The sequence below is a fragment of the Candidatus Halocynthiibacter alkanivorans genome, from assembly GCF_003333265.1.
GTDB lineage: Bacteria > Pseudomonadota > Alphaproteobacteria > Rhodobacterales > Rhodobacteraceae > Halocyntiibacter_A > Halocyntiibacter_A alkanivorans.
This window is the reverse complement of the sequence record NZ_QOLB01000061.1, coordinates 1-24,585: the sequence shown is the minus strand read 5'-3', so window position 1 is coordinate 24,585 and position 24,585 is coordinate 1. Positions and strand designations below refer to the sequence as shown.

At 60.4% G+C, this 24,585-nt stretch carries 28 protein-coding genes; 7 read left to right on the top strand and 21 right to left on the bottom strand.

What is annotated here, in order from left to right:
* Positions 1-27: 27 nt before the first annotated feature.
* From DWA01_RS05600 to ruvC, 14 genes are all read right to left on the bottom strand, one after another.
* The gene (locus DWA01_RS05600; RefSeq protein WP_235008433.1) at positions 28-855 is read right to left on the bottom strand and encodes a methyltransferase domain-containing protein; all 828 of its coding nucleotides are present in this window, start codon (positions 853-855) and stop codon (positions 28-30) included.
* On the bottom strand, positions 852-2,762 hold the full coding sequence (gene ftsH / locus DWA01_RS05595; RefSeq protein ID WP_114284850.1) for an ATP-dependent zinc metalloprotease FtsH: 1,911 nt from the start codon (positions 2,760-2,762) through the stop codon (positions 852-854). Before ftsH ends, DWA01_RS05600 begins: the two co-directional genes overlap by 4 nt.
* A gap of 77 nt (positions 2,763-2,839) precedes the next feature.
* Positions 2,840-4,168 carry a tRNA lysidine(34) synthetase TilS gene (gene tilS / locus DWA01_RS05590; protein WP_114284849.1) on the bottom strand — a complete coding sequence of 443 codons (1,329 nt, stop codon included), beginning with the start codon at positions 4,166-4,168 and terminating at the stop codon, positions 2,840-2,842.
* The gene (gene ybgF, locus DWA01_RS05585; protein ID WP_235008432.1) at positions 4,165-5,079 is read right to left on the bottom strand and encodes a tol-pal system protein YbgF; all 915 of its coding nucleotides are present in this window, start codon (positions 5,077-5,079) and stop codon (positions 4,165-4,167) included. The genes tilS and ybgF overlap by 4 nt, the downstream gene beginning before the upstream one ends.
* A 13-nt stretch (positions 5,080-5,092) precedes the next feature.
* Complete coding sequence (gene pal, locus DWA01_RS05580; protein ID WP_114284847.1) at positions 5,093-5,590, bottom strand: peptidoglycan-associated lipoprotein Pal; 498 nt, start codon at positions 5,588-5,590, stop codon at positions 5,093-5,095.
* Between the two features lie 70 nt (positions 5,591-5,660).
* Positions 5,661-6,998 (bottom strand): Tol-Pal system beta propeller repeat protein TolB, encoded by a 1,338-nt coding sequence (gene tolB, locus DWA01_RS05575; protein WP_114284845.1) that lies wholly within the window; start codon positions 6,996-6,998, stop codon positions 5,661-5,663.
* Positions 6,995-8,155, bottom strand: a complete 1,161-nt coding sequence (locus DWA01_RS05570; RefSeq protein WP_114284878.1) for an energy transducer TonB — start codon at positions 8,153-8,155, stop codon at positions 6,995-6,997. Before DWA01_RS05570 ends, tolB begins: the two co-directional genes overlap by 4 nt.
* 10 nt (positions 8,156-8,165) lie before the next feature.
* Entirely contained in the window at positions 8,166-8,636 is a 471-nt protein-coding gene (gene tolR / locus DWA01_RS05565) for a protein TolR (protein WP_114284843.1), read from the bottom strand.
* A 1-nt stretch (position 8,637) separates the two neighbouring features.
* Entirely contained in the window at positions 8,638-9,333 is a 696-nt protein-coding gene (tolQ, locus tag DWA01_RS05560; protein ID WP_114284841.1) for a protein TolQ, read from the bottom strand.
* Positions 9,334-9,445: 112 nt separating this feature from the next.
* On the bottom strand, positions 9,446-9,832 hold the full coding sequence (ybgC, locus tag DWA01_RS05555) for a tol-pal system-associated acyl-CoA thioesterase (RefSeq protein WP_114284839.1): 387 nt from the start codon (positions 9,830-9,832) through the stop codon (positions 9,446-9,448).
* Between the two features lie 10 nt (positions 9,833-9,842).
* Positions 9,843-10,466: a hypothetical protein gene (locus DWA01_RS05550; RefSeq protein ID WP_114284837.1), complete on the bottom strand. Its 624-nt coding sequence runs from the start codon at positions 10,464-10,466 to the stop codon at positions 9,843-9,845.
* A gap of 96 nt (positions 10,467-10,562) precedes the next feature.
* Positions 10,563-11,591, bottom strand: coding sequence for a Holliday junction branch migration DNA helicase RuvB (gene ruvB / locus DWA01_RS05545; protein WP_114284835.1), 1,029 nt, complete (start codon positions 11,589-11,591; stop codon positions 10,563-10,565).
* A 3-nt stretch (positions 11,592-11,594) separates the two neighbouring features.
* Positions 11,595-12,281, bottom strand: coding sequence for a Holliday junction branch migration protein RuvA (ruvA, locus tag DWA01_RS05540; RefSeq protein ID WP_114284833.1), 687 nt, complete (start codon positions 12,279-12,281; stop codon positions 11,595-11,597).
* A complete protein-coding gene (gene ruvC / locus DWA01_RS05535; RefSeq protein WP_114284831.1) occupies positions 12,278-12,784 on the bottom strand; it encodes a crossover junction endodeoxyribonuclease RuvC in 507 nt (168 codons plus the stop codon). The genes ruvA and ruvC overlap by 4 nt, the downstream gene beginning before the upstream one ends.
* A gap of 236 nt (positions 12,785-13,020) precedes the next feature.
* Between ruvC and DWA01_RS05530 the strand changes: the two genes are divergently transcribed.
* Positions 13,021-13,218 carry a DUF1127 domain-containing protein gene (locus DWA01_RS05530; protein ID WP_235008431.1) on the top strand — a complete coding sequence of 66 codons (198 nt, stop codon included), beginning with the start codon at positions 13,021-13,023 and terminating at the stop codon, positions 13,216-13,218.
* A 416-nt stretch (positions 13,219-13,634) separates the two neighbouring features.
* On the top strand, positions 13,635-13,832 hold the full coding sequence (locus DWA01_RS05525) for a DUF1127 domain-containing protein (RefSeq protein ID WP_114284877.1): 198 nt from the start codon (positions 13,635-13,637) through the stop codon (positions 13,830-13,832).
* Positions 13,833-14,044: 212 nt separating this feature from the next.
* Here the strand turns inward: DWA01_RS05525 and DWA01_RS05520 are convergent, their stop codons facing one another.
* The 6 genes from DWA01_RS05520 to DWA01_RS05495 form a co-directional block, all read right to left on the bottom strand.
* Positions 14,045-14,410 (bottom strand): hypothetical protein, encoded by a 366-nt coding sequence (locus DWA01_RS05520; protein ID WP_114284827.1) that lies wholly within the window; start codon positions 14,408-14,410, stop codon positions 14,045-14,047.
* Between the two features lie 89 nt (positions 14,411-14,499).
* A complete protein-coding gene (locus DWA01_RS05515) occupies positions 14,500-15,375 on the bottom strand; it encodes a 50S ribosomal protein L11 methyltransferase (protein WP_114284826.1) in 876 nt (291 codons plus the stop codon).
* Between the two features lie 31 nt (positions 15,376-15,406).
* A complete protein-coding gene (locus DWA01_RS05510) occupies positions 15,407-15,955 on the bottom strand; it encodes a sugar O-acetyltransferase (protein WP_114284825.1) in 549 nt (182 codons plus the stop codon).
* The gene (gene msrA, locus DWA01_RS05505) at positions 15,955-16,614 is read right to left on the bottom strand and encodes a peptide-methionine (S)-S-oxide reductase MsrA (protein ID WP_114284876.1); all 660 of its coding nucleotides are present in this window, start codon (positions 16,612-16,614) and stop codon (positions 15,955-15,957) included. The genes DWA01_RS05510 and msrA overlap by 1 nt, the downstream gene beginning before the upstream one ends.
* Before the next feature lie 83 nt (positions 16,615-16,697).
* Entirely contained in the window at positions 16,698-17,930 is a 1,233-nt protein-coding gene (locus tag DWA01_RS05500) for an MFS transporter (RefSeq protein WP_114284824.1), read from the bottom strand.
* A 194-nt stretch (positions 17,931-18,124) separates the two neighbouring features.
* Positions 18,125-20,320: a primosomal protein N' gene (locus DWA01_RS05495; protein WP_114284823.1), complete on the bottom strand. Its 2,196-nt coding sequence runs from the start codon at positions 20,318-20,320 to the stop codon at positions 18,125-18,127.
* 80 nt (positions 20,321-20,400) lie between these two features.
* On the opposite strand from DWA01_RS05495, the gene fsa reads away from it, so the two are divergent.
* The 5 genes from fsa to DWA01_RS05470 all read left to right on the top strand — a co-directional run bounded on the left by fsa (position 20,401) and on the right by DWA01_RS05470 (position 24,149).
* Positions 20,401-21,054: a fructose-6-phosphate aldolase gene (gene fsa, locus DWA01_RS05490; protein ID WP_114284822.1), complete on the top strand. Its 654-nt coding sequence runs from the start codon at positions 20,401-20,403 to the stop codon at positions 21,052-21,054.
* A gap of 210 nt (positions 21,055-21,264) precedes the next feature.
* Entirely contained in the window at positions 21,265-21,972 is a 708-nt protein-coding gene (locus DWA01_RS05485; protein ID WP_114284821.1) for a DUF484 family protein, read from the top strand.
* Positions 21,972-22,886 carry a tyrosine recombinase XerC gene (locus tag DWA01_RS05480; RefSeq protein ID WP_114284820.1) on the top strand — a complete coding sequence of 305 codons (915 nt, stop codon included), beginning with the start codon at positions 21,972-21,974 and terminating at the stop codon, positions 22,884-22,886. Before DWA01_RS05485 ends, DWA01_RS05480 begins: the two co-directional genes overlap by 1 nt.
* A 63-nt stretch (positions 22,887-22,949) precedes the next feature.
* On the top strand, positions 22,950-23,642 hold the full coding sequence (locus DWA01_RS05475; RefSeq protein WP_114284875.1) for a CDP-alcohol phosphatidyltransferase family protein: 693 nt from the start codon (positions 22,950-22,952) through the stop codon (positions 23,640-23,642).
* A 183-nt stretch (positions 23,643-23,825) separates the two neighbouring features.
* A complete protein-coding gene (locus tag DWA01_RS05470) occupies positions 23,826-24,149 on the top strand; it encodes an EF-hand domain-containing protein (protein WP_114284819.1) in 324 nt (107 codons plus the stop codon).
* Positions 24,150-24,155: 6 nt separating this feature from the next.
* Here the strand turns inward: DWA01_RS05470 and DWA01_RS05465 are convergent.
* Positions 24,156-24,585: methylated-DNA--[protein]-cysteine S-methyltransferase (locus tag DWA01_RS05465; protein ID WP_136057675.1), on the bottom strand; the 430-nt coding region annotated here is incomplete at its 5' end.

Below are 24,585 nucleotides of genomic sequence, written 5' to 3'. Positions count from 1 at the left end.
GCCTCAGCGCGGTGCCCGGTGCAACACTCAGACCGGTGCCGGGCGGGTCAGGGTGAAAAACAACCGGCGGAACGGGAACAGCACAGACCCGTCCGCGCGCAGCGGATACTCTGCACCCACCGCCGCGTCATAGCCGGCGCAAATCTGCGCCTGCTCCGCCGCATTGAGCGCCTCGAGCACCGGGCGGGCAAAGGTGGACTGGGTGAACCGGCGCACCGGATGGGCGGCACCCTCCGGCGGCAGGATCTGAAAATATTCGCTGCGCCACAGCGACAGATCCCCCAGAGGCGACAGAATCGAGACGTAATCTTCCGGGGCCAGCACATGCGGCACTTCACCGGACCAGTCAAAGCGCTCAGGCCACAGCGACTCTGACAGCTGGTGCCAGAGCTGATGCGACGGCGCCTGGGCCTGATCGGGCACCTGCACCGCCAGCACCCCACCGGGCCGCAGCCACTGTACCAGGGCGGGCAGAAGACGGGCGTGATCCGGCAGCCAGTTCAGCGCCGCGTTGGAAAAGATCACGGAAAACGTCCTGTCCGGTGTCCAGCTGGCGATATCACCCTCGTGCAGTGCATCATAACAGCCGGTCGTGCGCGCGCCTTCCAGCATCCGGGCCGAGCTGTCGAGCCCGAGAAGCATAGCCGTGGGAAAGCGTGACTTCAGCGCCGGCGCAGCATTGCCACTGCCGCAGCCGAGATCCAGCACGGTGCCTGCCCTCTGCTCCGGACCCTGCACTTCCGCCTGCGGCAACGGCCCGAGGGCGGCCAGAAGATCCAGCGCCGGGCGCAAACGAAAATCCCGGAACCTGTTATAGGTCCCGGGATCCCAGTTTGTTGAGGTTTTGCGGCTCAATTGGCCGGTTCAGGCGCGCCGTCGCCGGACGGTTTGGCCTTGGGTTTGGTTTTGGGTACAGCGGTGACCGAAGCAGCCGCCCCGGCATCGTCATCCTCATCCTCATCCTTCTGCGGCGACTGGCCTTTGATCACACGTTCCAGCTCTTCGCCGGTCAGTGATTCATATTCCAGCAGCCCCTGAGCCAGCAGTTCGAACTCATCCGAACGCTCAATCAGGATTTCCATTGCTCTGGCATAACCAGTATCGATCAGGTCTTTGACTTCCTGTTCGATCAGCTCTTTGGTACCGGCCGAAACCGAGAACCCGCCAGCCCCACCACCGCTGTAGCCTTCAGCGGCTTCGCGGTAATCAAGGTTGCCGATCTTGTCCGACATGCCCCATTGCATCACCATCGCCCGCGCCAGCCCTGACGCCTGCTGAATATCCCCGGCCGGACCGTTGGACACCCGGTCCTCGCCCCATTTGAAGATTTCCGCGGCTTTGCCGGCCATAGTCATTGCCAGTTTCTGCTCACATTCGTCTTTAAAGTAGTTCAGACGGTCCATTTCCGGCAGGCTCATCACCATGCCAAGCGCCTGACCACGTGGGATGATCGTGGCTTTATAGACCGGATCACATTTGGGCAGCGTCATGCCAACGATGGCGTGGCCGGCTTCGTGGTAGGCGGTCATTTCTTTTTGCTCAGGCGTCAGCACCATGGAGCGGCGTTCCGCACCCATCATGATTTTGTCCTTGGCCATTTCAAAATCTTCCATCGTCACGAAACGACGGCCGACACGTGCCGCATGCAGCGCCGCTTCATTGACCAGGTTGGCCAGATCCGCGCCGGAAAAACCGGGCGAGCCACGGGCGATGATACGCAGATCCACATCCGGGCCCTGCGGCACTTTGCGCGCATGCACCACGAGAATCTTTTCACGGCCTTTGATGTCGGGGTTGGGCACGGTGACCTGACGGTCAAAACGGCCCGGACGCAGCAGCGCCGGATCCAGCACGTCACGACGGTTGGTGGCGGCGAGGATGATAACACCCTCATTGGCCTCAAACCCGTCCATTTCCACCAGCAGCTGGTTCAGCGTCTGTTCGCGCTCATCATTACCGCCGCCATAACCGGCGCCGCGCGAGCGGCCCACCGCGTCAATTTCATCGATAAAGACGATACAGGGGGCGTTTTTCTTAGCCTGTTCAAACATGTCGCGAACGCGGCTTGCACCAACACCCACAAACATTTCAACAAAGTCAGAGCCCGAAATGGTGAAGAACGGCACACCAGCTTCGCCGGCAATCGCACGCGCCAGCAAGGTTTTACCGGTGCCCGGAGGGCCCACCAGCAGTGCGCCTTTGGGGATCTTACCGCCAAGGCGGGAATATTTCTGCGGGTTGCGCAGGAATTCGACGATCTCTTCCAGCTCTTCTTTGGCCTCATCAATACCGGCGACATCATCAAAGGTCACCCGGCCGGCTTTTTCGGTCAGCAGCTTGGCTTTGGATTTGCCAAAGCCCATCGCGCCACCTTTGCCGCCGCCCTGCATCCGGTTCATCATAAAGAACCAGAAGCCAATCAGCAGCACCACCGGCAGCAGCAGAGTGATCAGAGACGAGAAACCAGATTGTTTCTGCGACTTGGCCGTCACCGAAACGCCACGCGAAATCAATGTCTCGGTGAGATCGGTGCCCGACGGCTTGATCGTGGTATAGGTTTTTCCGTCGCGGCCACGGAAGGTGACGTCTTCACCATCCAGCGTGACCTGGGAAATATCCCCTTTGTTCACCGAATTTACAAAGTCAGAATAACTGACTGACGACGACGTCATCGACGTCTGACCGCCGGAAAACAGATTAAAAAGCGCCAGGATGAGTAGCAGCAGCACCACCCAGAATGCGATACTTCGCGCGTTGCCCAAGGGAATTCTCCTCGAAAGTCACAGGGTCTCCGCCAACAAAGCGGTCACTGCATAAAATAGGGAACCCGCGCCATAGTTCAATGCGATAAAAGGGCCGCAAAGAAATCAATGTCCGATTTGCGCGGGGTTATGCCTGATTTCTCGCCGATTTGCGTGGCGGGGCAGCAGATCACCCGGTCGCCCTGCCACAATGACGCGGCTGGCAGCAATGCGGCTCTCGGACGTCCGGTTTGACGCCAGTCGGGGCATTGAGCCAGGCCCGCCGCGCCCAGAGCGCGCAATTCGGCCCCGGCTGTGTCGCTGCCTGCGGCCAGCCAGCGCTGATCCCAGGGCTGCTGCGCCGACGACGCGGCCGGGGTGATCAATTTTTCGACAGCGCGGTATTCGCGGCAGATGCGGATCTCTTTTTCACCGGCGAGACAGAGGCAACCATGCAAGGTTGCGCCCTGCCCGTTCTGCAAGGCCTCAAGCAGGGTTGCTAGTTTGGCGCGACGCGGCGCATAGCGCGCAGACGAGATCCAGCGCAGCGCATGGGCCAGCAACCGCCGGCGGGTCTCGGCCGGCAATGACGCCAGCGCGCGGCGTTCAAAAATCACGTCGCCCAGATCCAGCCGCGCCATGTCCCGGGCCGCCTCATGGGCAAAGAAAGAAAGTGCTGCGCGTGCGTCCTGCATGTTTTCCGCCACATCCGCCAGCCGGGCGGCATCAATACCGAGTGGCGCCAGCTGCGGCAGGATCTGACGCGCTTTGATCCGGTCAAAACGGAGGTCCTCATTGGACGGATCATCGGCCCAGCTCTGATTTTCGCTGCGCAAAAAGTCCCGCAGGGCGGCGCGCGACAGGCCAAGCAGCGGCCGCAGGATCACTGGCGTGGTCGGGGTGCCTGCCGTGTCCCCGGTGCCTTCGGAGTCCTCTGTCGCCTCTGTGCGCGCACTCATCGCCGACAGACCGTCCACGCCGGACCCGCGCGCCAGACGCATCAGAACCGTTTCTGCCTGGTCGCCCTCTGTGTGCCCCAGCGCCACATATTCAATCTGTTTTGAAGCGGCCCAGGCCGCGATCAGGCGGCGGCGGGCCTGGCGTGCGGCGTCCTGCAGATTGCCCTGCCCCTGCCAGCCAGTCCAGCTCACGATGTCGTGGCTGTGACCGAGCCTTTGCGCCAGTGCACCGGCCAGCGCGGCTTCTGCTGCCGCCTCCACGCGCAGCCCGTGATTGACCGTCACCACATGCAGCGCCAGGCCCCGGGCCTGTGCCCAGCGGTGCAACAGCAACAGCAGCGCCATCGAATCACCGCCACCGGAAACAGCCACGCCAATGGCAGAAGGGGCGCTGTCTGCAAACAGCGCCCCCATTGAGCCGGCAAAATCATCAGACAATGTTGCGGGCGGTGTTTCAGGCGGTGTCACGAACAGCCCAGATTGAGCATCGCTGACTGCGCTTCAAGCACCACTCCGGCGCCGGGATAGCGCAGCCCGACTTCTCCAAGGGTCACGCAGGCTTCATTCAACTGGCCAAGCGCACCCAGAGATGTGCCCAGTTTAAACAGCGCATCCGCCGCTTTAGCCCCATTGGGCGCATCCGAAAAACTGGTCAGATAGGCCCGCGCAGCAGAGGAGGTCTCGCCCAGTTGAGACAGGGATTCACCGCGCCAGAAATGCGCTTCAGCGGTCAGCGGGCCACCGGGGTAATTTTCAACAAAAGCGTTGAACTGATCTCGCGCTGAGACGGGGTTGCCATCGGTAAGCGTGGTCACAGCCCGTTCGAAATCTGACTGCTCGCTCACCGCCAGTTCGGCGCCGGTATCGGGCTCGACCGCAACATTGGGCCTGTTCGCCGCCACGCCACCAAGCGGTACAAGCTCCGGCAGCGCGCCGATATCACAGCCTGGCTCCAGCTCGCAGAGGCGGAAATTCAGATCGCCCAGCTGGTTGCTGCCGTCCAGCGCCACCCGGGTGATGCGGAAATCCAGCTCTTCGATTTTGGCAGTCAGCCGCATCAGTTCGATCTCAATAAGGTCGACTCGCTCCAGCATTCCACCGCCGCCAATCGCCGTATTGGGCGCGCCGGTGGTAGAGAGTTCCCGCTGCAGTCGCTGCACCTCGACAAACAGTACGGCCATTTCCTGGCGGATATCGGCCAGGGTCTGCGCCTGCTGTTGCTCCGGCGTCAGCACTGGAAGCGGCGCGACCATCTCCAGTGGCGCCTGCTGTGTTGAAAGCTCGACGGCCGGCGGCTGCTCCTGGGCGGCCAGAGGCATGCCAGACATCAGCCCGAGAGCGACAGCCCCTGCTGTACCGCTGAATATGCTACGGAACACCACCGGCACGTCCTCAGCTCAGCCCGCCGGCGGCGAGTACAGTCACTGCGCGGCGGTTCTGGTTGTAACAGGATTCCGCTGAGCAGATTTCAACCGGACGTTCTTTGCCAAAGGTCACAGTGCGCAGCCGGCTGGCGCTGATGCCCTGGGAAATCAGGAATTCCTGCACCGAATTGGCCCGCCGCGCCCCGAGCGCGAGGTTATATTCACGGGTGCCGCGCTCATCGGCATGGCCTTCGATGATGGCGGTATATTCAGGGTTTTGCAGCATCCAGCGGGCCTGGGTCACCAGCACTGCGCGGGCAGATTCGTTCACCGTCGACTGATTCACCAGGAACAGAATCCGGTCGCCGACGACCTGCTGGAAATAAGCAGGGGAGGCAGGATCAGACACCGCGCCGTTCAAAGTGTCGGCACCGGCGGCACCGCCATTGTCAAAACGACCGGGATTGGTACAGGCGCTGACCCCGAGGGCCGACACCAGTAGAAAGATTTTGAAAAGATGTTTCATTGCTGTCTGTCCTGTTTTTTGGCTCGATTGGCCTGACATTATCATTTCAATTACCGCATGTGAATGCGACCTATTTTAACAAAGGCGACCAGGCGGGATCTGACGCAGCGCCCTCGGTACGCAGACGGCGCAGATTTCGCCCGGTGATATCAACCGTATACAACGACGGCGCGCCGCTGGCGCCCTGGGTTTCGCGGGTGAACATGATCACACGGCCATTGGGAGACCAGCTTGGTCCCTCATCCAGGAAAGAGGCGGTCAGCAGCCGTTCTTCCGACCCGTCGGTGCGCATCACCCCGATGTGGAAGCGGCCTTTGCTTTGTTTGGTAAAGGCGATCAGATCACCACGCGGCGACCACACCGGGGTGCCATAGCGACCCTGGCCAAAGGAAATACGCCGCGCTTCGCCGCCACCGGCCGGCATTATATAGAGCTGCTGGCCGCCGGAACGGTCAGATTCAAACACGATCTGGCTGCCGTCCGGCGAATAGCTGGGCGCGGTTTCAATCGCCGTTGTCGAGGTCAGACGCTGGGGCGTTCCGCCGTTCAGCGCCATTTTGTAGATGTCGGTATTGCCGCCGCGCGACAGTGAAAACACCACTGTCTGACCGTCGGGCGAAAAGCGAGGTGCGAAAGTCATGGTTTCTGCCGGCACCGGCAGCGCCCGGCGCTGCACCGAGCCCACATCCAGCGCCATGATCTGGGGGAAGCCGGTTTCATAGCTAGTATAGAGGATCCGGTCGCCTTTGGGCGAGAAGCGCGGCGCCAGCACGATCGCTGAACTGTCAGTCAGATATTGCACATTGGCGCCGTCATAATCCATCACGGCCAGTCGCTTGCGCCGGTCATCCTTGGGACCGGTTTCCGCCACATAGACCACGCGGCTGTCAAAATAGCCGCCTTCGCCAGTGATGCGGCTGTAGACCACATCCGCAACTTTATGCGCGATGCGCCGCCAGCTGCGCGCGGAACCGCCCAGCTGCAACCCGTCGCCAAGCTGGGCTTCGGCATAGACGTCAAACACCCGGAATTTCACCGTCAGCGCACCGTTGACCCCGGCAGAGACCGACCCGGAAATCAGCGCCTGGGCTTTGATCGCCTTCCAGTTGGCATATTCCACCGGCGACGCGAAATTGGTGATCTGGGTGACAAAAGCATCGGCTGGAATTTCGCGGAAAAGACCGGTGCCGGTCAGATCGGCAGCCACCACCTGGCTGATCTGGCTGGCAAATTCCGCTGCCGCCGCATTTTCCGCCACAAAAGAAGCCACCGCAAAGGGTAGCGGTTCGATTACCCCTTCGGTGATTTCAATCCGCAGAGGGCCTCGGTTTTCCTGGGCGGAAACGGGCTGGATGAGCGCCGCCAGCGCCAGGGTCGAGGCAAGGGTCAGGGCCTGAAATATTCTCATTTGATCCTCATATTCTCGGGATTGAAGGTCATTTCGATGTCGCGCCAGCGGGCATATTTTTCCGCTGGCAGATTAAAGCCGCGCTGACCACAACGGATCACCGCCCGGCGCGCAGCGGCAAAGGCTTTTTGCGCGGCGGCGTCATTGCCACCCCGAAAGCCAAGCAGCGTGATCGAGCCGTTTTCGGGACGGCCGGTCTCCGCCATGCGCACGCCAACGGTCACGGTGACACGCAAGGCCTCGGAGGACAGCGAACCGACGTTCCAGCATTGCTGCACCGCCACCCGCAGCGCGTCTTTTTCACCCCGGGTCAAAGGTGGACCGGAGGGCACGGCGACGGGTGTTTCCACAGCGGTGTCGGGGCTGCTCAGTGCGGCCAGAATGTCTGCGGCGGCATTCGCTGCCGGATCAGCCGCGACCTGTTCCGGCTCGGGTTTTGGAACCGGTTTGGGCTTGGGCTCAGGTTTGGGCGCCTCGGCGACTTTCTGCACCGGTTTTGGCCGGTTGGGACGCAGGCGCGGCCGCGGCGTTGCCATCAGACCGGCCGGTTGCTCCGCTTCGGTGACGATTTCCGTACTGGCCTGCTCCGGCGCAGCTGCCGGGCGTTCGGGCAACTGCTCTGTGGCCAGTTCATCAGGCCGGACCTCGGGTGTTGCGGTTTCAGCGATTTCGCTGCTGGGAGGTTTTTCCATCACCGGGACCGGCGCCACCCGGGGGGCAGGCGCCGGTTTGGCTTCCGCGTCCGGTTTGGGGCGTTCCATTGCGCCTGCATCAATGGCCGGCGGCTGCGGCAGCACGGGCGCGGTATCCACCACCTCGTCGGGGATCGCCGCCAGCGGCTGTGGCGGCTCCGGCGCCATCTCCGGCTGTGGCGCTTCGGGTTGCAGCAGTTGCGGGCGCAGCAGCGGTGGCGTTGCTTCTACCGTCGGCGCCACCAGTGCAGCGGTCTCAGGCTGAGGCGCAAGCGGCGCTTGTTGCAGCGGGATGACTTGGGGTTGTTGCGACATCAGCGCGGCAAATTCCTGCTCTGAAATCAGCGAGACGTCACTGGACTGCACCGGCAGCGGATCCTCGGCGCGCAGGAACACCCCGCCGACAAGAACCCACAGCACCAGCCCGCCATGTGCTGCGCCAGATATGAAGGTGCCCGTATTCACGGCCGCGGCCTTATCCGTCCCGGCCATCAAGTGTCGGACCACCAGTGTCCGTCACGAGACCGATATTGTTAAACCCGCCGGCATTGAGTGCGCCCATGACCTGGACCACCCGCTCATAGGCAATCGCCCCGTCGGCGCGCAGAAACACCTTGTCGTCCGAACGTTCACTGGCGATGGCGCGCAGCTTGCCGATCAGATCGACCTCTGGCGTATCATTGTCCATCAGCAACACCCGCCCGTCAGCAGTCAGCGTAATCGACAGCGGGTCTTCGTCCGGCGAATCAAGCGCGGTGGCGGCGGTTTTTGGCAGTTCGACCGGCACGCCAACCGTCATCAGCGGTGCGGCCACCATAAAGATAATCAACAGCACCAGCATCACATCCACAAAGGGGGTGATGTTGATTTCGGCCATCGGGCGCGATTTACCGCCGCGCCGTCCGCGCCGTCTGCCACCAGATCTTTGCGCTACACCTGCCCCCATGTCAGCTGTCCAACTGACGGCTGAGGATGGTGGAGAACTCGTCGGCAAAAGATTCATACCCGCCCAGAATGCGGTCACTGTCGGCGGACAATTTATTGTAGAACACCACCGCCGGGATCGCCGCCAGCAGGCCCAGCCCGGTGGCCAGCAGTGCTTCGGCAATACCAGGGGCCACAACGGCGAGATTGCTGGATTGCTGCATGGCGATCTGTTCAAAGGCGTTTTTGATGCCCCAGACCGTACCAAACAGCCCGACAAACGGCGCGGTGGAGCCCACGGTGGCGAGGAAGGACAGTCCCCGGTTCAGAACCTCGGATTCCTTGGCGATGGCCACATCCATGGTGCGGTCGATGCGGGCATGGGCCCCGGCAATCAGACCACCATCCTGGCGGTGCGAGCGCTTCCATTCCTGCATGCCGGCGACAAATACGGTTTCTGACGGTCCCTTGGGCTCATTGCCAATTTTGTCAAACAGCGTGTCCAGCGGGTCGCCCGACCAGAAAGAGCGGTCAAACACCTCTGCCGAACGCCGGGATTTGCGATAAGTGATATGTTTCTGAATTATGATTGACCAGGACCAGAAGGAGGCCACGATCAGCAAGCCCATGACGAGTTTCACCGTCAGGGTTGCACGCATAAAAAGCGCCAGAAAGGAGAAATCAATCTCCTGTGCCAGTGCAAGGGTTTCGGTTTCCATATGCCTGCTCATCCATGTTGGCCACGTCATCGCGGCTCTCTTTAACGAGAAGCTAACGGATGATCAGGAAAAAATCCAACAAATGCGCGTGATCGGCAAAAAAATGAGCGCGTTAGTGTAAAAGCAGGCGAATATTTGCCGGAAGTCGCGCTGGCTGGCCGGAATCCTGCAGTGCAATCACCGTGACTTCGGCTGAAAACAGCACGATTTCGCCGCGATTCACCTTTTGTTGCAAGATGATACGCGCTCCGGTGACCGCCAGCAGTGTGGTTTCCACCACCAGCTCATCATCAAACCGCGCCGGGGCCAGGTAATCCGCTTCGACCCGGCGCACCGCAAAGACGATGCCCTCCTCTTTCAGCGCCACCTGGTCGATGCCAAGCGCGCGCACGTATTCAGTGCGGGCGCGTTCGATGAATTTCAGATAGTTGGCATAATAGACGATACCGGCGAGATCAGTGTCCTCATAATAGACCCGCAGCGAAAACGTATGGCTCATGTGATCTGGCTCACTTAATTTGGCTCCGGGCAAACAGGCGCAGCGCGTGGCTGGGGTCTGACGCGGCCACCGGCATCATCGGATCATAAGCAGCGCGGATCAGATTGGCGATGTCACCGCGCACGATGGTGCCCTGCCCGTCGGGCAGCTCCTCCAGCGGCGACTGCTGTGCAAAAGCGCCCTCGGCCCAGAGCAGGATCGCCTGCACCGCCTGACCAAAAGCGATGGTTTCCGCTGGCAGCGCGGCCATCGCGTCATCCATGCGCACAAAAGAAAAACAGGCCTGAATCGCGTCGTTGCCATCAAAGCGGAACGCACGGTACTGGCTGGCGTCCGCCGCCTGAAGCCGGGCAACCGTCGCGTCCAGCTCCGGGATCATTTCGCCCAGATCCGACACCGCGCGAAGTTCGTCCCAGTCGCGCAGGAAAAAGATCATCAGATTGCCACCCAGTTCCGGGTCCAGATCGGTCATCTGGTGGCCTGCGATGGCCACCACTGCTTCAATTGCGCTTTTGACCACCTGCAGCGTGGCGTCATCGACCCCAAACACAATCGGCGCGATCGGCCGCCCCCAGCGCGAAAACGCATAGCCGGAGGCGCCGGTGAAATGGGCTTCTGTCTGCTCTGGGGTCACGACATGTCTTTCTGTTTTCGTGGTCTGCGAGAGAGGAATTTTCCAGGTTTCTCACTTGTGCAGGACTTAACCCGGATCTTTGCTCAGGAACAAGTCTCAGCCGTCGAACATATTGCCCTGCCCCGGTGGCACCGGCGCCGCCAGCCCCAGATGGCTCCAGGCCTTTTGCGCCAGGGTGCGGCCGCGCGGGGTGCGTTGGATCAGCCCCTGCTGCAACAAAAAGGGCTCGATCACATCCTCAATCGAATCGCGGCTTTCCGACAGCGCTGCCGACAGGGTTTCCGCCCCCACCGGCCCGCCCTGGTAGTTTTCTGCAATCAAGCGCAGATAGCGGCGGTCGGCACCGTCCAGCCCCAGATGATCCACCCCGAGCCGGGTCAGAGCATTGTCGGCGATTTCCCGGGTGATGCTGCCGTCACCTTCGACCACGGCAAAATCCACCACCCGGCGCAGCAAGCGCCCGGCAATACGCGGCGTGCCACGGGCGCGCCGGGCGATTTCCAGCGCGCCACCGGCATCCGCCGGCACCCCAAGCAGGCGGGCGCCGCGGGTAACGATCTCGTTCAGCTCTTCAACGGTATAAAACTGCAGCCGGATCGGAATGCCAAAGCGGTCGCGCAGAGGTGTGGTCAGCAGCCCCATCCGGGTTGTGGCACCCACCAGGGTGAAAGGCTGCAATTCAATGCGCACGGTGCGCGCCGCCGGGCCTTCGCCGATCACCAGATCAAGCTCAAAGTCCTCCAGCGCCGGATAAAGCACCTCTTCGACCACCGGGTTGAGCCGGTGGATCTCGTCGATGAACAACACGTCGCGCGCTTCCAGGTTGGTCAGGATCGCCGCCAGGTCACCGGCCCTGGCCAGCACCGGACCAGAGGTCATTTTGAAGTTCACCCCCAGTTCGCGGGCGATGATCTGAGCCAGGGTGGTTTTGCCCAGCCCGGGCGGACCATGAAACAAGGTGTGATCCATCGCTTCGCCACGCATGCGGGCGCTCTCGATAAAGATCTTCAGGTTGGAGCGCGCCTCGGCCTGACCGATAAACTCATCAAGCCCCTGGGGTCGAAGTGCCCGGTCATGGTCAGAAGGCCGTACTTCGGGGCGCAGATCGGGGTCAGAATCCTGCATCGATCAGCCTTTCGGAGCCAGAAGTTTCAACGCAGCCCGGATCAGAGCCGCCGTGGTCGCCTCGGAATCACTGCCGGAGGCTTCGGCCACAGCCGAGGCGGCTTCCGAGGGCGCATACCCCAGGTTTTGCAAGGCTGAGAGCGCTTCGGCAGTGGCACTGGACTGACGCCGCGGGCGCGGAGGCGCAGTGCCGCCTGTGGCGGCGGGCGCCGGGCTTTCGATCACCGCATCATCAAACTCAGGCACGGTGCCAAGCACTTCGCCAAGTGCCGCCCCCATCGCCATCACATTGGGTGCTTTGTCTTTCAGCTCATTCACCACCCGCTGGGCGATTTTTGGGCCGACACCCGGGGCGGCTTTGATTGCAGCCCAGTCGCCCAGCGCGATGGCGCGGCTGGTGGCGTCGGGCCCCAGGGTGCCAAGAATAGCCATCGAGGCTTTGGCGCCAATGCCCTGCACCGAGACCAGCAGCCGGTGCCATTCTTTTTCCAGCAGCGAAGTAAATCCGAACAGCTGCAGCAGGTCTTCACGCACCAGCATCTCGGTATAAAGCGTCACCGGCTCGCCCGGCCCGGGCAGGCTGGCAAGGGTGCGGTCATTCACATGCACGATATAACCGACCCCGCGCACATCGATCAGAACATGGTCGGAGCCGCGGTAATCCACCCGGCCTGTCAGTTTACCAATCATGCGCCGGCCTTTCTTAATGCGTCTTCAAGGCGGCCTTTTGAGGCGGCGTAATGGGAGTGGCACATGGCAATGGCCAGCGCGTCAGTGGCATCGGCACTGTCCAGCACCACACCCGGCAATTGCAACCGCACCATATGTTCCACTTGTTTTTTATCGGCATGACCAACACCAACAATGGCCTTTTTGACCTTGTTGGGGGCGTATTCGCCAATTTCGAGTCCTGCCTGCGCCGGCACCAGCAGCGCAACTGCGCGTGCCTGACCCAGTTTCAGGGTGCCCGCACCGTCTTTGTTCACGAATGTATGTTCCACCGCCGCCGTGGTCGGGGCGTAACGCGCCACCACTGCGCTCAGCTGCTCAAACAGCGACAACAGCCGCGGCGCCAGATCACCGGCACCGGAATGACAGGTGCCGTTGGCCACATGTTTCATCCGCCCTGCCGAAACATCGATGATTCCCCAGCCCATATTGCGAAGCCCGGGATCGATTCCCAATACACGCATAGTTTTTCCTGCTCGTTATGTTTTTTCCGGATTAGCACGAAACGCGAACATCCACCAGCGCGATTACAGCAGCGTCGTTTTCAGACCAGTGCCTGACGCATCCGGACCACGCCGCGATCGCTATGCAAAAAGCGCATATGTGCCATGCAATAAAGGGGTCTGGTGCCATGAGAGCGGCGGCCCTACATCGGGGTCAAGACACACAATCATGAAATTAGCTCACAAGGATGGCTGATATGACTACTCTCGTTTACACAAATGCCAACACTGGCAACTCAGCAATTTCGACAGCGTTTTACCGCATGGTTGTGGCGTTCTCCGACTGGCGCGCCGATGTTGCCACCCGTCGTGCGCTGGGCAGATTGTCCGACACCGTGCTGGAAGACATTGGTCTGACCCGCGGCGATATCGTATCTCTGAACCTGTCCCGCTAAGCGGCAGTTCAGACCGGTCCGCAAGCAGTCCTCCCTCTGCGACGCGGCCCAGAACGAAACCCGGTGTGTCTCTTCCGACTCACCGGGTTTTTTTGTGCCACCAGGGGCGCACAGCCGCAGGGTCGAAGCCGGCGAGGCGCTTTCAAACAATGCCGTGCTGTAATTTCCCTGAAACTGCCGCGCCTCCGCGACATGTTGTCACCGTCACCGGCATCAGATAACCCGCACATCAGCCCTGCCACAGAGCACAAAAGTCGCTTTCAGACCCGGAGATGCCGGGGCTGGAACATTCCCTCCTGGCCATGTGAAACGCGCATATTAGCCATGCAAAAAAGGGGTCTGGCGGCCCGCCCGCGGCGCGTCTACAGCGGCTTTCAGAAACTCAGATCTGAAATTAGCTCACAAGGATGGCTGATATGACAACTCTCGTACACGCAAACGCCCATATCGGGCATTCTACAATTTCAACTGCAATCTCGCGCCTGGTGGTGTCGTTCTCCGCCTGGCGCGCGATGACGGCCACCCGTCGTGAGCTGAACAAATTATCCGATATTGCGCTGGAAGACATCGGCCTGTCGCGCGCCGATATCGACACGATGAAGCTGTACCGCTAAGCGGATTTGAAACGCCTGCACCGGTTGCGCCGGAGCGTTGCAATAGTCAGGCCCGGAAGACACTGAATGTGTGTTCCGGGCCTTTGTTTTGCCAGGCTTAAACAGAGAGCGCTTGCAGCGGTCCCGGCACGGGCGCGTTCCGTTGCCAACACATAACAGTCAGCAGAACGATCTGGCCACAGCCAGCGGACCTGTGTTTGCGCGACGGGGTTTCAGCGGGAGGCCGTGAGACCGGGAAGCCCGATACGGATTTGATCTGCGAGCCAAAGCGTTGTGACATCCGGGCTCAGCAGCCATGCGCCGGCCTGTTCAACCACAGTGCCGCGCGCCATCAGATCGACCCGGTTGCGATACTCAGCGGCGCCCAGGCTGGTGAACACCATTGATTTAAACAGCAGGAAAACCAGCGCAAGAGCCAGAAGTGGCGCCCAGGGAAACCGACGGGGCGGATCCACAGAAACCGCCACCACCAGACCGTCCTGCGTCAGCCGGCCTTCACAGCCGCGCGTCATTTTGCGATGCCGCCGGTTGATCCGTCTGATACGGTTGTCAAAACTCTGAAACCCGGTGACCGGCATGACTGGCTCCCATCTTCACTTGTACACTACCCCTTCAGTGTCCTGAACTTGAGGCCTGGAAACAAGGGAAACGAAACCTTAAGCGCCGGTTAACCTTCTTTTTTGCGAAGCGTCAGCGTGGACCACTCAACAATCTCGTCATGTTGAATAAGATTGTAGCCGTTCTGCGTATAAACCCCGATCACCTCGGCCGCCTGTTCATTCAACAGGCCCGAGAGAATCACATAGCCGCCCGGCGCGCAGGCGGCTGACATTGAGGGCGCCAGATCAATCAACGGGCCTTTGAGGATATTGGCAAAGATCAGGTCAAACGGCGCAGCAGAAGCAAGTTCAGGATGCTCAAAACCGGCGGCTTCAATGCATTTCACCCGGCCGGCAAGCCCGTTGCAGGAGACATTGACCTCGGCCACATCCACTGCGACCTGATCGATGTCAGAGGCCATCACCACATTGGGATAGACTTTCGCCGCCGCCATGCCCAGCACCGCGGTGCCACAGCCGATGTCGGCAACGCTCTCTGCCACAAATCCCGCATCGATCAGCCGGTCCAGCGCCCGCAGACAGCCAAGCGTGGTGCCATGGTGGCCGGTGCCAAAGGCCATCGCCGCTTCGATCAGCAGGCCGATGGAGGCTTCGGGCAGTTTGTCCGCATCATGGCTGCCGTACACAAAAAAGCGCCCGGCCTCGACCGGCGACAATTCGCGGCGCACATGGGCGACCCAGTCGGTGTCGGGCAATTCAGACACCGCAAAATCTTTGCTCCCGAACGCCGCTGCCAGCAACGACAGCGCCACTTCATCGGGCTGCTCAATAAAATAGCCACCGACTTCCCACAGGCCAGAGCCGTCCTCAATCTCACTCACACCCACACCGGTCGGCGCCGGCTCCAGCCGCTCCAGCGCTTCGCCCAGCGCTTCGGCGGGTGCTTTTCCTGGCAGCGAGGTCAGAGCGGTAAAGGTGGGCATGGCGTAGCCTTTCAGGACAGGGGTTGCCCCGCTATAGCGCCCGCGCTGGTACGCCTGCAACCCGCGAACCGCTGGCAACGTCTTTTGTCACCACCGCCCCGGCTGCGATGATGGCGCCATCGCCGATGGTCACCCCGGGCAGCACTGTTGCCCCTGCCCCGATCCAGACATCTTCGCCAAGTGTCACGGGCAGGGCGCGTTCAATGCCTCTGGCGCGTTGTTTGATGTCCCGGTTATGGTCGGCACAGGCGAGGGTGACATGCGGCCCCAGCATGGAGCGCGCCCCAATCCGCACCGGTGCGCTGTCAAGGATCGTGCAGCCCGCGTTGATATAGACCTCATCGCCCAGATGCAGATTCAGCCCGTAAGAACAGTGGAACGGCGCCTCTATAAATACGTTCTCGCCGACTGCAGCAAACAAGGCGCCCAGTTCAGCTGCAAAGGGGCCGCGCTGATCCGGGTCTTGTGTCGCATGGGCATGGCAGGCACGCCGCGCGGCACACCTCAGATCATCCAGTTCCGGCAGCAGGCAACTGTACCAGCCCCCGCTGCGCATCAGCTCCAGAGGTGTCGCAGCCATCAGGCCGCGCCAGTGCCGATCGGACAGGTCACGCCGGTGCCACCAATGCCGCAATATCCGGACGGGTTTTTCTCAAGATACTGCTGGTGATAATCCTCAGCATAGAAAAACTTTGGTGCCGACAGAATCTCTGTGGTGACCGCGCCAAGACCGGCAGCGGCCAGACGGGTGGCGTATTGCCCCTTACTGGCCTCAGCGGCCTCTTTCTGATCGTCAGAATACGTGTAGATTCCAGAACGGTACTGGGTGCCCCGGTCATTGCCCTGGCGCATGCCCTGAGTAGGGTCGTGGCCCTCCCAGAACGTTTGCAGCAGCGCCTCATAAGAGATCACTGCAGGGTCAAAGATCACCCGCACCACTTCGTTGTGGCCAGTCTTGCCGGTGCAGGTCTCTTCATAGCTCGGGTTTGGCGTCTCGCCGCCGGCATAGCCCACCATGGACAGCCAGATGCAGTCGCCAAGTTGCCAGAACATGCGCTCGACACCCCAGAAACAGCCCATGCCGAACATGGCTTCCTGCATGCCCTCAGGCACCCGGGACTTAAGCGGGCGTCCCGACAGGAAGTGACGCTCAGCGGTTGCAATCGGATCCGGACGGCCCTTTAAGGCCGCGCCCAGGTCCGGAAGTTGCGATTTATCTTTGTTGCCCAACCCAAACATCAGCGCCTCCTGTTTGATCAATTCATCACATCATATAGGCAGCCCGCCCCGGGAGGGCGAGGCCCCGCAGTCATAAACTGCGATCACTCTGCCGCGACCGGGTTTAACGCTGCAAACCGGGTTTCGTTGCCCTTGCAAGGGTGGCGCGGGATCAGCATTGCCAGCAACAGCGAAAACGCGGCCATGCCCGCCGCCAGCACAAAGACAGATCCGGGCGATGTGACCCAGAGATAGCCCAGCAGCGCCGGCAGAAACACCGCCGCAATATGATTGATGGTAAAGGCCACGGCGGCGGTCGGCGCGATATCCCCCGGATCGGCGATCTTCTGAAAGTAGGTTTTCAATGCGAAAGCCAGCGCAAAGAACATGTGATCAATCACATATAGCGCCGCCGCGAGCACCACGCCCCAGCCGAAATAATAGATACCGCCATAAGCGAGGAACACGCCGATCAGCCCGAGATATTCAAACATCAGCACCCGGCGTTCGCCAAATTTCGCGACCGCACCGCCCATCATTGGCGCAAATATCATGTTGGCCACAAAGTTCAGCATCAAGAGCCCGGTGACTTCCTGGACCTCAAATCCAAAGCGTTCGACCATCATAAAGGCCGCAAAAACCACAAAAATCTGCCGCCGCGCCCCGGACATGAATTGCAGCGCATAATAGAGCCAATAGCGTTTGCGCAGTATAAACTGCTTTTTCTGCGGATGTGGCGCTTCAAACTGGGGATAGGCAAAAAGACAAAACAGGGCGACCACAGCGGTAAAACCACCCGAGATCAGGTACACCATCTCATAAGACAGGTTCAGCGTCTTCCAGGTCAGCATCAACAGACCATAGGCGATCAGCGACGCCGCAGAGGCGGTGGCGACCAGCCAGCCAAGCGTCTGGGGCGCGCGGTCTTTTTCGATCCATTGCAGTTGTAGCGACTGGTTCACGGTCTCATAATAATGAAACCCGATCGAGCTGAGCATGGTCACGGTCAGAATGCCGTAGAACGAGGGGAAATAGGCGGTCACAGCCGTCGCCACCCCCAGCATCGCCAGGGCAACAAGGCCCAGCACTTGTTCGCGAAACAGCATCAGCAGCGCAATAACACCCACCGCCAGAAACCCCGGAATTTCGCGCACCGTATGCAACCAGCCGATCTCAATGCCGGTAAAGCCTGCGGACTCGATCACGAAGTTATTCAGCAGCGCAGACCAGGTGGAAAACGCAATCGGCATAGCAAATGCCATAACAACCAGCAGCGCGATAGGGCGGCGCCAGAAAGGGAGGCGCGCAGCCTCCTGGGTTTTAACAATATGAAACATGCTCTCTGGCTAAGGCTTTGCGGCCACAAATGCCAGAGCTTCAGTTGTGTTTGCCGCTGCGTTTCCCACGATGCGGCAGGCCGGGGTCGCGCCCCAAGTGCCGGATCAGCCAGGATTCCAGACTCGCATTGCCGGGTCCGCGCCGGGCGCATCTTCGTTCCGGCATCTAGCAAACTGAAAGCAACCTGCTTATTTTACAGAAAACTCTGCGGATCAATGTCGATCGACAGCCGCACATTATGCCCAATGCGGAACTGTGCGGACCAACGTGCCAGCGCCGCCTGCAAGGGCGCCGCTTTGTCGGCTTTGACCAACAGGCGCACCCGGTGGCGGCCGCGCACCCGTGCAATGGGCGCCGGGGCCGGGCCAAATACCTGGGCACCGATGTCGCGCAACACCCGGTCCTGACGTGCCATATTGGCGCCAAGATCAAAGGCCGCCTGCATGTCCGGGCTGGATATCACAATGCCGGCCATGCGCCCGTAAGGCGGCACGCCTGCGGCCTTGCGTTCCGCCGCCTCCGTTTGCCAGAAGCCTTCTTCATCACCCGACAGAATGGCGCGGATCACCGGGTGTTCCGGCTGATAGCTTTGCAGCAGGGCGGTGCCCTTTTTCGCTGCACGCCCGGCACGCCCTGCCACCTGGCGCATCAACTGAAAAGTCCGTTCTGCCGCGCGCAGATCCGAGCCCTGCAACCCAAGGTCGGCATCAATCACCCCGACAAGGGTAAGATGCGGAAAGTTATGACCTTTTGCCACCAGTTGCGTGCCGATGATGATATCAGCCTCGCCGCGCGCAATGGCTTCGATTTGTTCTTTCAGCGCCCGCGCCGAGCCAAACAGATCTGATGACAGCACCGCAACGCGCGCGTCCGGGAACAACTCTTTGATTTCTTCCGCCAACCGTTCCACCCCCGGGCCAACCGGCGCCAGTTTACCCTCGACCTCACAGGACGGGCAAGCATCAGGCACAGGTTTGCTTTCGCCACACTGGTGGCACATCAGCCGTTTCTGGAACCGGTGCTCCACCATACGCGCATCACAGTGATCGCAGGCGATCTGATGGCCACAGGCGCGGCAGATCGTCATCGGCGCATAGCCCCGGCGGTTGATGAAAAACAGCGACTGCTCGCCGGCCTCAATGCGCTTGTTCACTTCGCGTTGCAGCCGCTGAGACACCCAGCGGTTGGAGGGCAGCTTTTCCTCGCGCATGTCGATCGCGCCCATATCGGGCATCTGCGCCGCGCCATAACGGGACACGAGATCGACACGGGCATATTTCCCGGCCTCAGCATTGGCCCAGCTTTCCAGCGAAGGGGTGGCGGAGGCCAGGATCACCTGGGCGCTACAGCACAGAGCCCGCATCACCGACATGTCGCGGGCGGAATAGAGCACCCCGTCATCCTGTTTATAAGATGTGTCGTGTTCCTCATCGACCACGATCAGGCCAAGATTTTGAAATGGCAGGAAAAGGGCCGAGCGGGCCCCGACCACAACCTGAGCCGCGCCCTGCCCAACCATACGGAAACAACGCCGCCTCTCGGTCATGGTAACACCGGAATGCCACTCAGCAGGCTGGGCGCCAAATCGGGCCTCAAGCCGGGTCAGAAACTCAGCGGTCAGCGCAATTTCCGGCAGCAAAACAAGCGCCTGACGCCCCTGGGCCAGACATTCGGCCACCGCTTCCAGATAGACTTCGGTTTTGCCGGAGCCGGTGACGCCCTTCAGCAGCGTGGTGCCATATTTACCGCTGGCGACACTGGCACGCAGTTTTTCAGCACCTTCGGCCTGATCCTCCGTCAGCTCTTTGCCAGCATATTTCGGGTCCAGATATGGGTAGGGCAGATCGCGCGGCGCATCTTCTTCGCGCACCACACCCTGTTTCACCAGGCCTTTGATCACCGAGGAGGTGACACCGGCATAATCCGCCAGTTCTTTCAGAGTGAACGCGAGGCCGCCATATTGTTCCAGCACTTCAAGCACTTTGCGGCGCGCGTCGGTCTGACGGTCGGGCTCGCCCTTGCCGCGGCGATAGATTTTGCGCATCGACACCGCGCCGCCAAGACCCGGTGCGCGGGTCGCCAGCCGCAGCATCGCCGACATCGGCGTCAGCGTATAATCAGCGACGCGTCCGAGAAACTGGCGCATCTCGTCGCGCATTGGTTCCACGTCCAGCACGCGGATTACAGAGCGGATTTTGGCACGGTCGTAATCGCCCTGCCCCGGCCCCCAGACCACGCCCAACACTTTGCGCGGCCCCAGCGGCACTTCGACAAAGGCGCCGGTCTCACAGCCGCCCTCGGGCGCTTTGTAGTCCAGTAACCGGTCCAGCGGCTGGGTTGTCAGCACGCCGACAAGATCGCCCTGGTTGAAAAACATCTGCTCTGCCATAGCTTATCCTTAGGGGCTTTCGGGCCGCGCCGCCATAGGGTATGAAGCGGCAACCCCTGCCAGAACCAAGGACTGCTTACATGAAATTCTTTATCGACAGCGCCGACGTAGACGCCATCCGCGAACTTAACGACCTGGGCATGGTTGATGGGGTCACCACCAACCCGTCGATCATTATGAAATCCGGCCGCGACATCGTCGAAGTGACCAAAGAAATCTGTTCCATTGTTTCCGGTCCGGTTTCCGCCGAAGTGGTTGCCTCTGACGCAGAAGGCATGATTGCCGAAGGTCGTAAACTGGCTGAAATCGCTGACAATATTGCGATCAAAGTGCCGCTGACATGGGCCGGTCTGAAAGCCTGTAAAGTGCTGAGCGGCGAAGGCCGTATGGTCAATGTAACGCTGTGTTTCTCGGCCAACCAGGCGCTGCTCGCCGCCAAAGCCGGCGCGACCTTTATCTCGCCTTTCATCGGCCGTCTGGACGACATCAACCTTGATGGTCTGGAGCTGATCGAAGACATCCGCACCATCTATGACAACTACGGTTACGAAACCCAGATTCTGGCTGCTTCGATCCGCAACGCCAACCACGTGAAAGATTGTGCGATCATCGGCGCCGATGTTGTGACCGCGCCGCCTGCCGTGATCAAAGCGATGGCAAACCACGTGCTGACCGACAAAGGTCTGGACGCGTTCAACGCCGACTGGGCAAAAACCGGTCAAAAAATCCTGTAAGCGCGTCACGCGTAAACAGTTAAGAAACATCAGGAAAGCAGCCCGCCCGGGCTGCTTTTTTACGTTGATGCGCATATCTCCGATGCGTTCCGCAGCTCTGATATGGCTTGAACAGGACGGCTTCTGGCTCTAAAAACCCCGATAAGAAATTGCAGAAAAATTTCGGGTTTCAGTGTATATATTGAAACCAAGAGCAAAAATGAGGCAGGCATGAACGAAATCGCCCTGATGGCAGAAGATCTGCGCGAGCGGATTATCTCCGACCCGGAATCGGTGCTGGATGACCATGATGTCATGCGGGCGCTGATTGCGGCCAACGAAAAAGCACTTGGCGGCAATATTGTCGATCTGCGCGGCATTGCGATGGAACGGCTGGAGACCCGGCTGGACCGGCTGGAAGACACCCATCGTGGGGTGATTGCAGCGGCTTATGAAAATCTTGCCGGAACCAATCAGGTGCATCGTGCGATCCTGAAAATGCTGGACCCAACTGATTTCGAAAGCTTTTTACGTGACCTTGGTGGCGATGTCGCCGCTGTACTGCGGGTGGATTCAATCAAGCTGGTGCTGGAGACGCTGCAAAGCAGCGAAGATCCGGTTGTGTCGCGGTTGAGCGATGTTCTGGTGACGGCGCAACCCGGTTTTATCGACGAATATCTGAGCGGCGGGCGCAATATACCGGTGCGGCAGGTGACGCTGCGCCAGACCCATCCCGACAACAACCGGATTTACGGCGAGCGTGCGTCCTGGGTGCATTCGGAAGCCTGTCTCAAGCTGGATTTCGGCTCCGGACGCCTGCCGGGGATGCTGGTGATGGGGGCCGAAGACCCGCACCAGTTCCAGCCGACCCAGGGCACTGATTTATTGTCCTTTTTCGCCGACGTCTTTGAACGTTCCATGCGCCGCTGGCTGGACTGATGTTGCCAGCTGGCCTCAGCGACACTGTGGCGCGCTGGCTGGATCACATCCGCGCTCTGGACGGGGCGAGCCCGCACACAATCACCGCTTATCAGACCGATGTTCTGGGATTTTTGTCCTTTATCAACGGGCATTTCGGCGGCGGTAAAGGCATTGCGGTGCTGGGCGATATATCGATCACTGATATGCGGGCCTGGATGGCGCATGAACGGGCGCGCGGCGTGGCGTCACGCTCCCTGGCGCGCTCACTCTCCGCGGTGCGTATGTTTGCCCGCTGGCAGGCCGAACGCCAGGGCTTTGATGCCACCGCAATCCTGTCGGCACGCAGCCCGAAATTTCAGGCGAAACTGCCGCGCCCGGTGAGTGAAGTGGATGCGGTGGCTTTGTTGCACTGTGTTGCACTGCAATCGGAGACGCCGTGGATTTCGGCGCGCGATGTGGCGGTTGTGACCCTGCTTTATGGCTGTGGCTTGCGCAGATCAGAAGCGCTGGCGCTGCAGGGGCAGGATTTTCCGCTGTCTGACGTGCTGCGCGTCCGCGGCAAAGGCGGCAAAGAACGTCTGGTGCCGGTGCTGCCTGTCGCGGCAGATGCGGTGGCGGCATACATCCGGCTGTCGCCCTATAAGCCAATGAAAGATCAGCCATTATTCCGGGGAGCACGTGGCGGGCCGCTGAACCCGCGACTGATTGCCAAAGTGGTGGAACAGGCCCGGACTCAGTTGGGATTGCCCGCCACTGTGACACCACATGCGATGCGTCACAGCTTTGCCACTCATCTGTTATCTGCCGGCGGCGATCTGCGCACGATCCAGGAATTACTCGGCCATGCCTCACTGTCCACCACCCAGATCTATACCAGCGTGGATGCTGGCCGGTTGATGGAAGTCTATCAGGCAAGTCACCGCCGCGCGTAGCGTGCCGGAGGCGACCCAATTGCATTTCCAACCCTGCTCAGGCATGTAGGGCGGATGATAAAAATGCGCGCATATTCTGTACATCTGCTCACTGCAACCGGAGCGGTTCTGGCGATGCTGGCAATGCTGGCAGCGGTAGATGGAAAGTGGTCCCTGATGTTTTTGTGGCTGGTTGTGGCCTTTGCTGTCGATGGCATTGATGGGCCGCTGGCGCGAAAATATAACGTAAAAACAAACGCTCCGCTCATTGATGGCGTGTTGCTTGATCTGATCATCGACTATCTGACCTATGTGTTTATTCCCGCATTCGCGCTGTTTAAGTCCGGGTTGCTGCCAGGCTGGACCGGCTGGGTGTCGATCATCCTGATCACCTTTGCTTCGGCGCTGTATTTTTCGGATTCCCGCATGAAAACAAAGGACAACAGCTTTTCCGGCTTTCCAGGTTGCTGGAATATGCTGGTGCTGGTCCTGTTCGCACTGCAGCCCAATTTCTGGGTGATGCTGGCGCTGATTTCAGCACTGGCTGTGGCGATGTTTCTGCCTTTGCGATTCGTACATCCGGTGCGCACGGCACGCTGGCGGACGGTGACGATGCCCATGGCGCTGGCCTGGACCTTTTTTGCCGGCTGGGCAGCCTGGGGTGATTTTCACCCACAAAGCTGGGCGATCTGGGGGCTGGCGGTGACCTCGGTCTACCTGTTGTTTGCCGGCATGCTGCAGCAGTTAATCCCGGTTAAGCGCCCAGAACTTATATGAAAATTGCACAATTCACCGGCTGAGTTGTGCAAAAACCGGAACGGATGTGAACCCGGCGGAATATGCAGGATCTGCCAGCGGTGACAGATCGCTAAAATTAGATGCAACTTGCATTGGCTCGGAAACCCCCTGTTAATCCACCCCATGCGCAATGGCCCTGTTTTAATCCAGAAAGGATAGACAGTGGATATTGCCGCATCAATGGCAACCGGATCATCCGGCTGCAACGCCGCCGCCGCCGCGCAGTCACAAACCGTCACCGAAACATTTGCGCTTGGTGACACATCGGCGCTTGATTTTTCGCAAGTGCTGCAGGAGCTGGACAGCGACGGGGATGGTGAGATTTCGGAGCAGGAATTCGCGGACTACAGGAGCGCCAAACAGGCAAGCGGCGAATATATTCCGATGGACGGGCCGGCGACGTCGGCTGCGCGCAATGCGAATGTCGACAACATCATCCAGAACCTGTTTCAGAGTGCGCTGGACGACGATCAGTCCGAGACCTGACCGTTCTCAGATCAGCAGGCTGGCGGCGCCTTCATGGCGCAAGAGTATGACTTTGGTTTCGACCCCGCCCTGACCGGAAAACCCGCCCAGGCCGCTGGCACCCAGAATGCGGTGGCAGGGGATGATCACCGGGATCGGATTGGCGCCACAGGCGTTGCCCACGGGCTGCGCCGGCCGGCCAAGGTCGCGGGCAATGTCGCCATAGGTGCGGGTTTCGCCAAAGGGGATTGCGCTCATGGCGGCGCAAACCGCGCGCTGGAAATCAGAGCCCGCCACACGGAGGGGAAGATCAAAGTTGGTCAGACGGTGGTCGAAATAGGCCGCGAGCTGGCTGACCGCCTCGCGCAGCAGTGGGGTGTCATCCTGCCCTGCCCCAGCCTCTGCGCCCTCCCAGCTGAGGCGCACAATTGCGCCACCGTCCTCATGAACAGAGAGC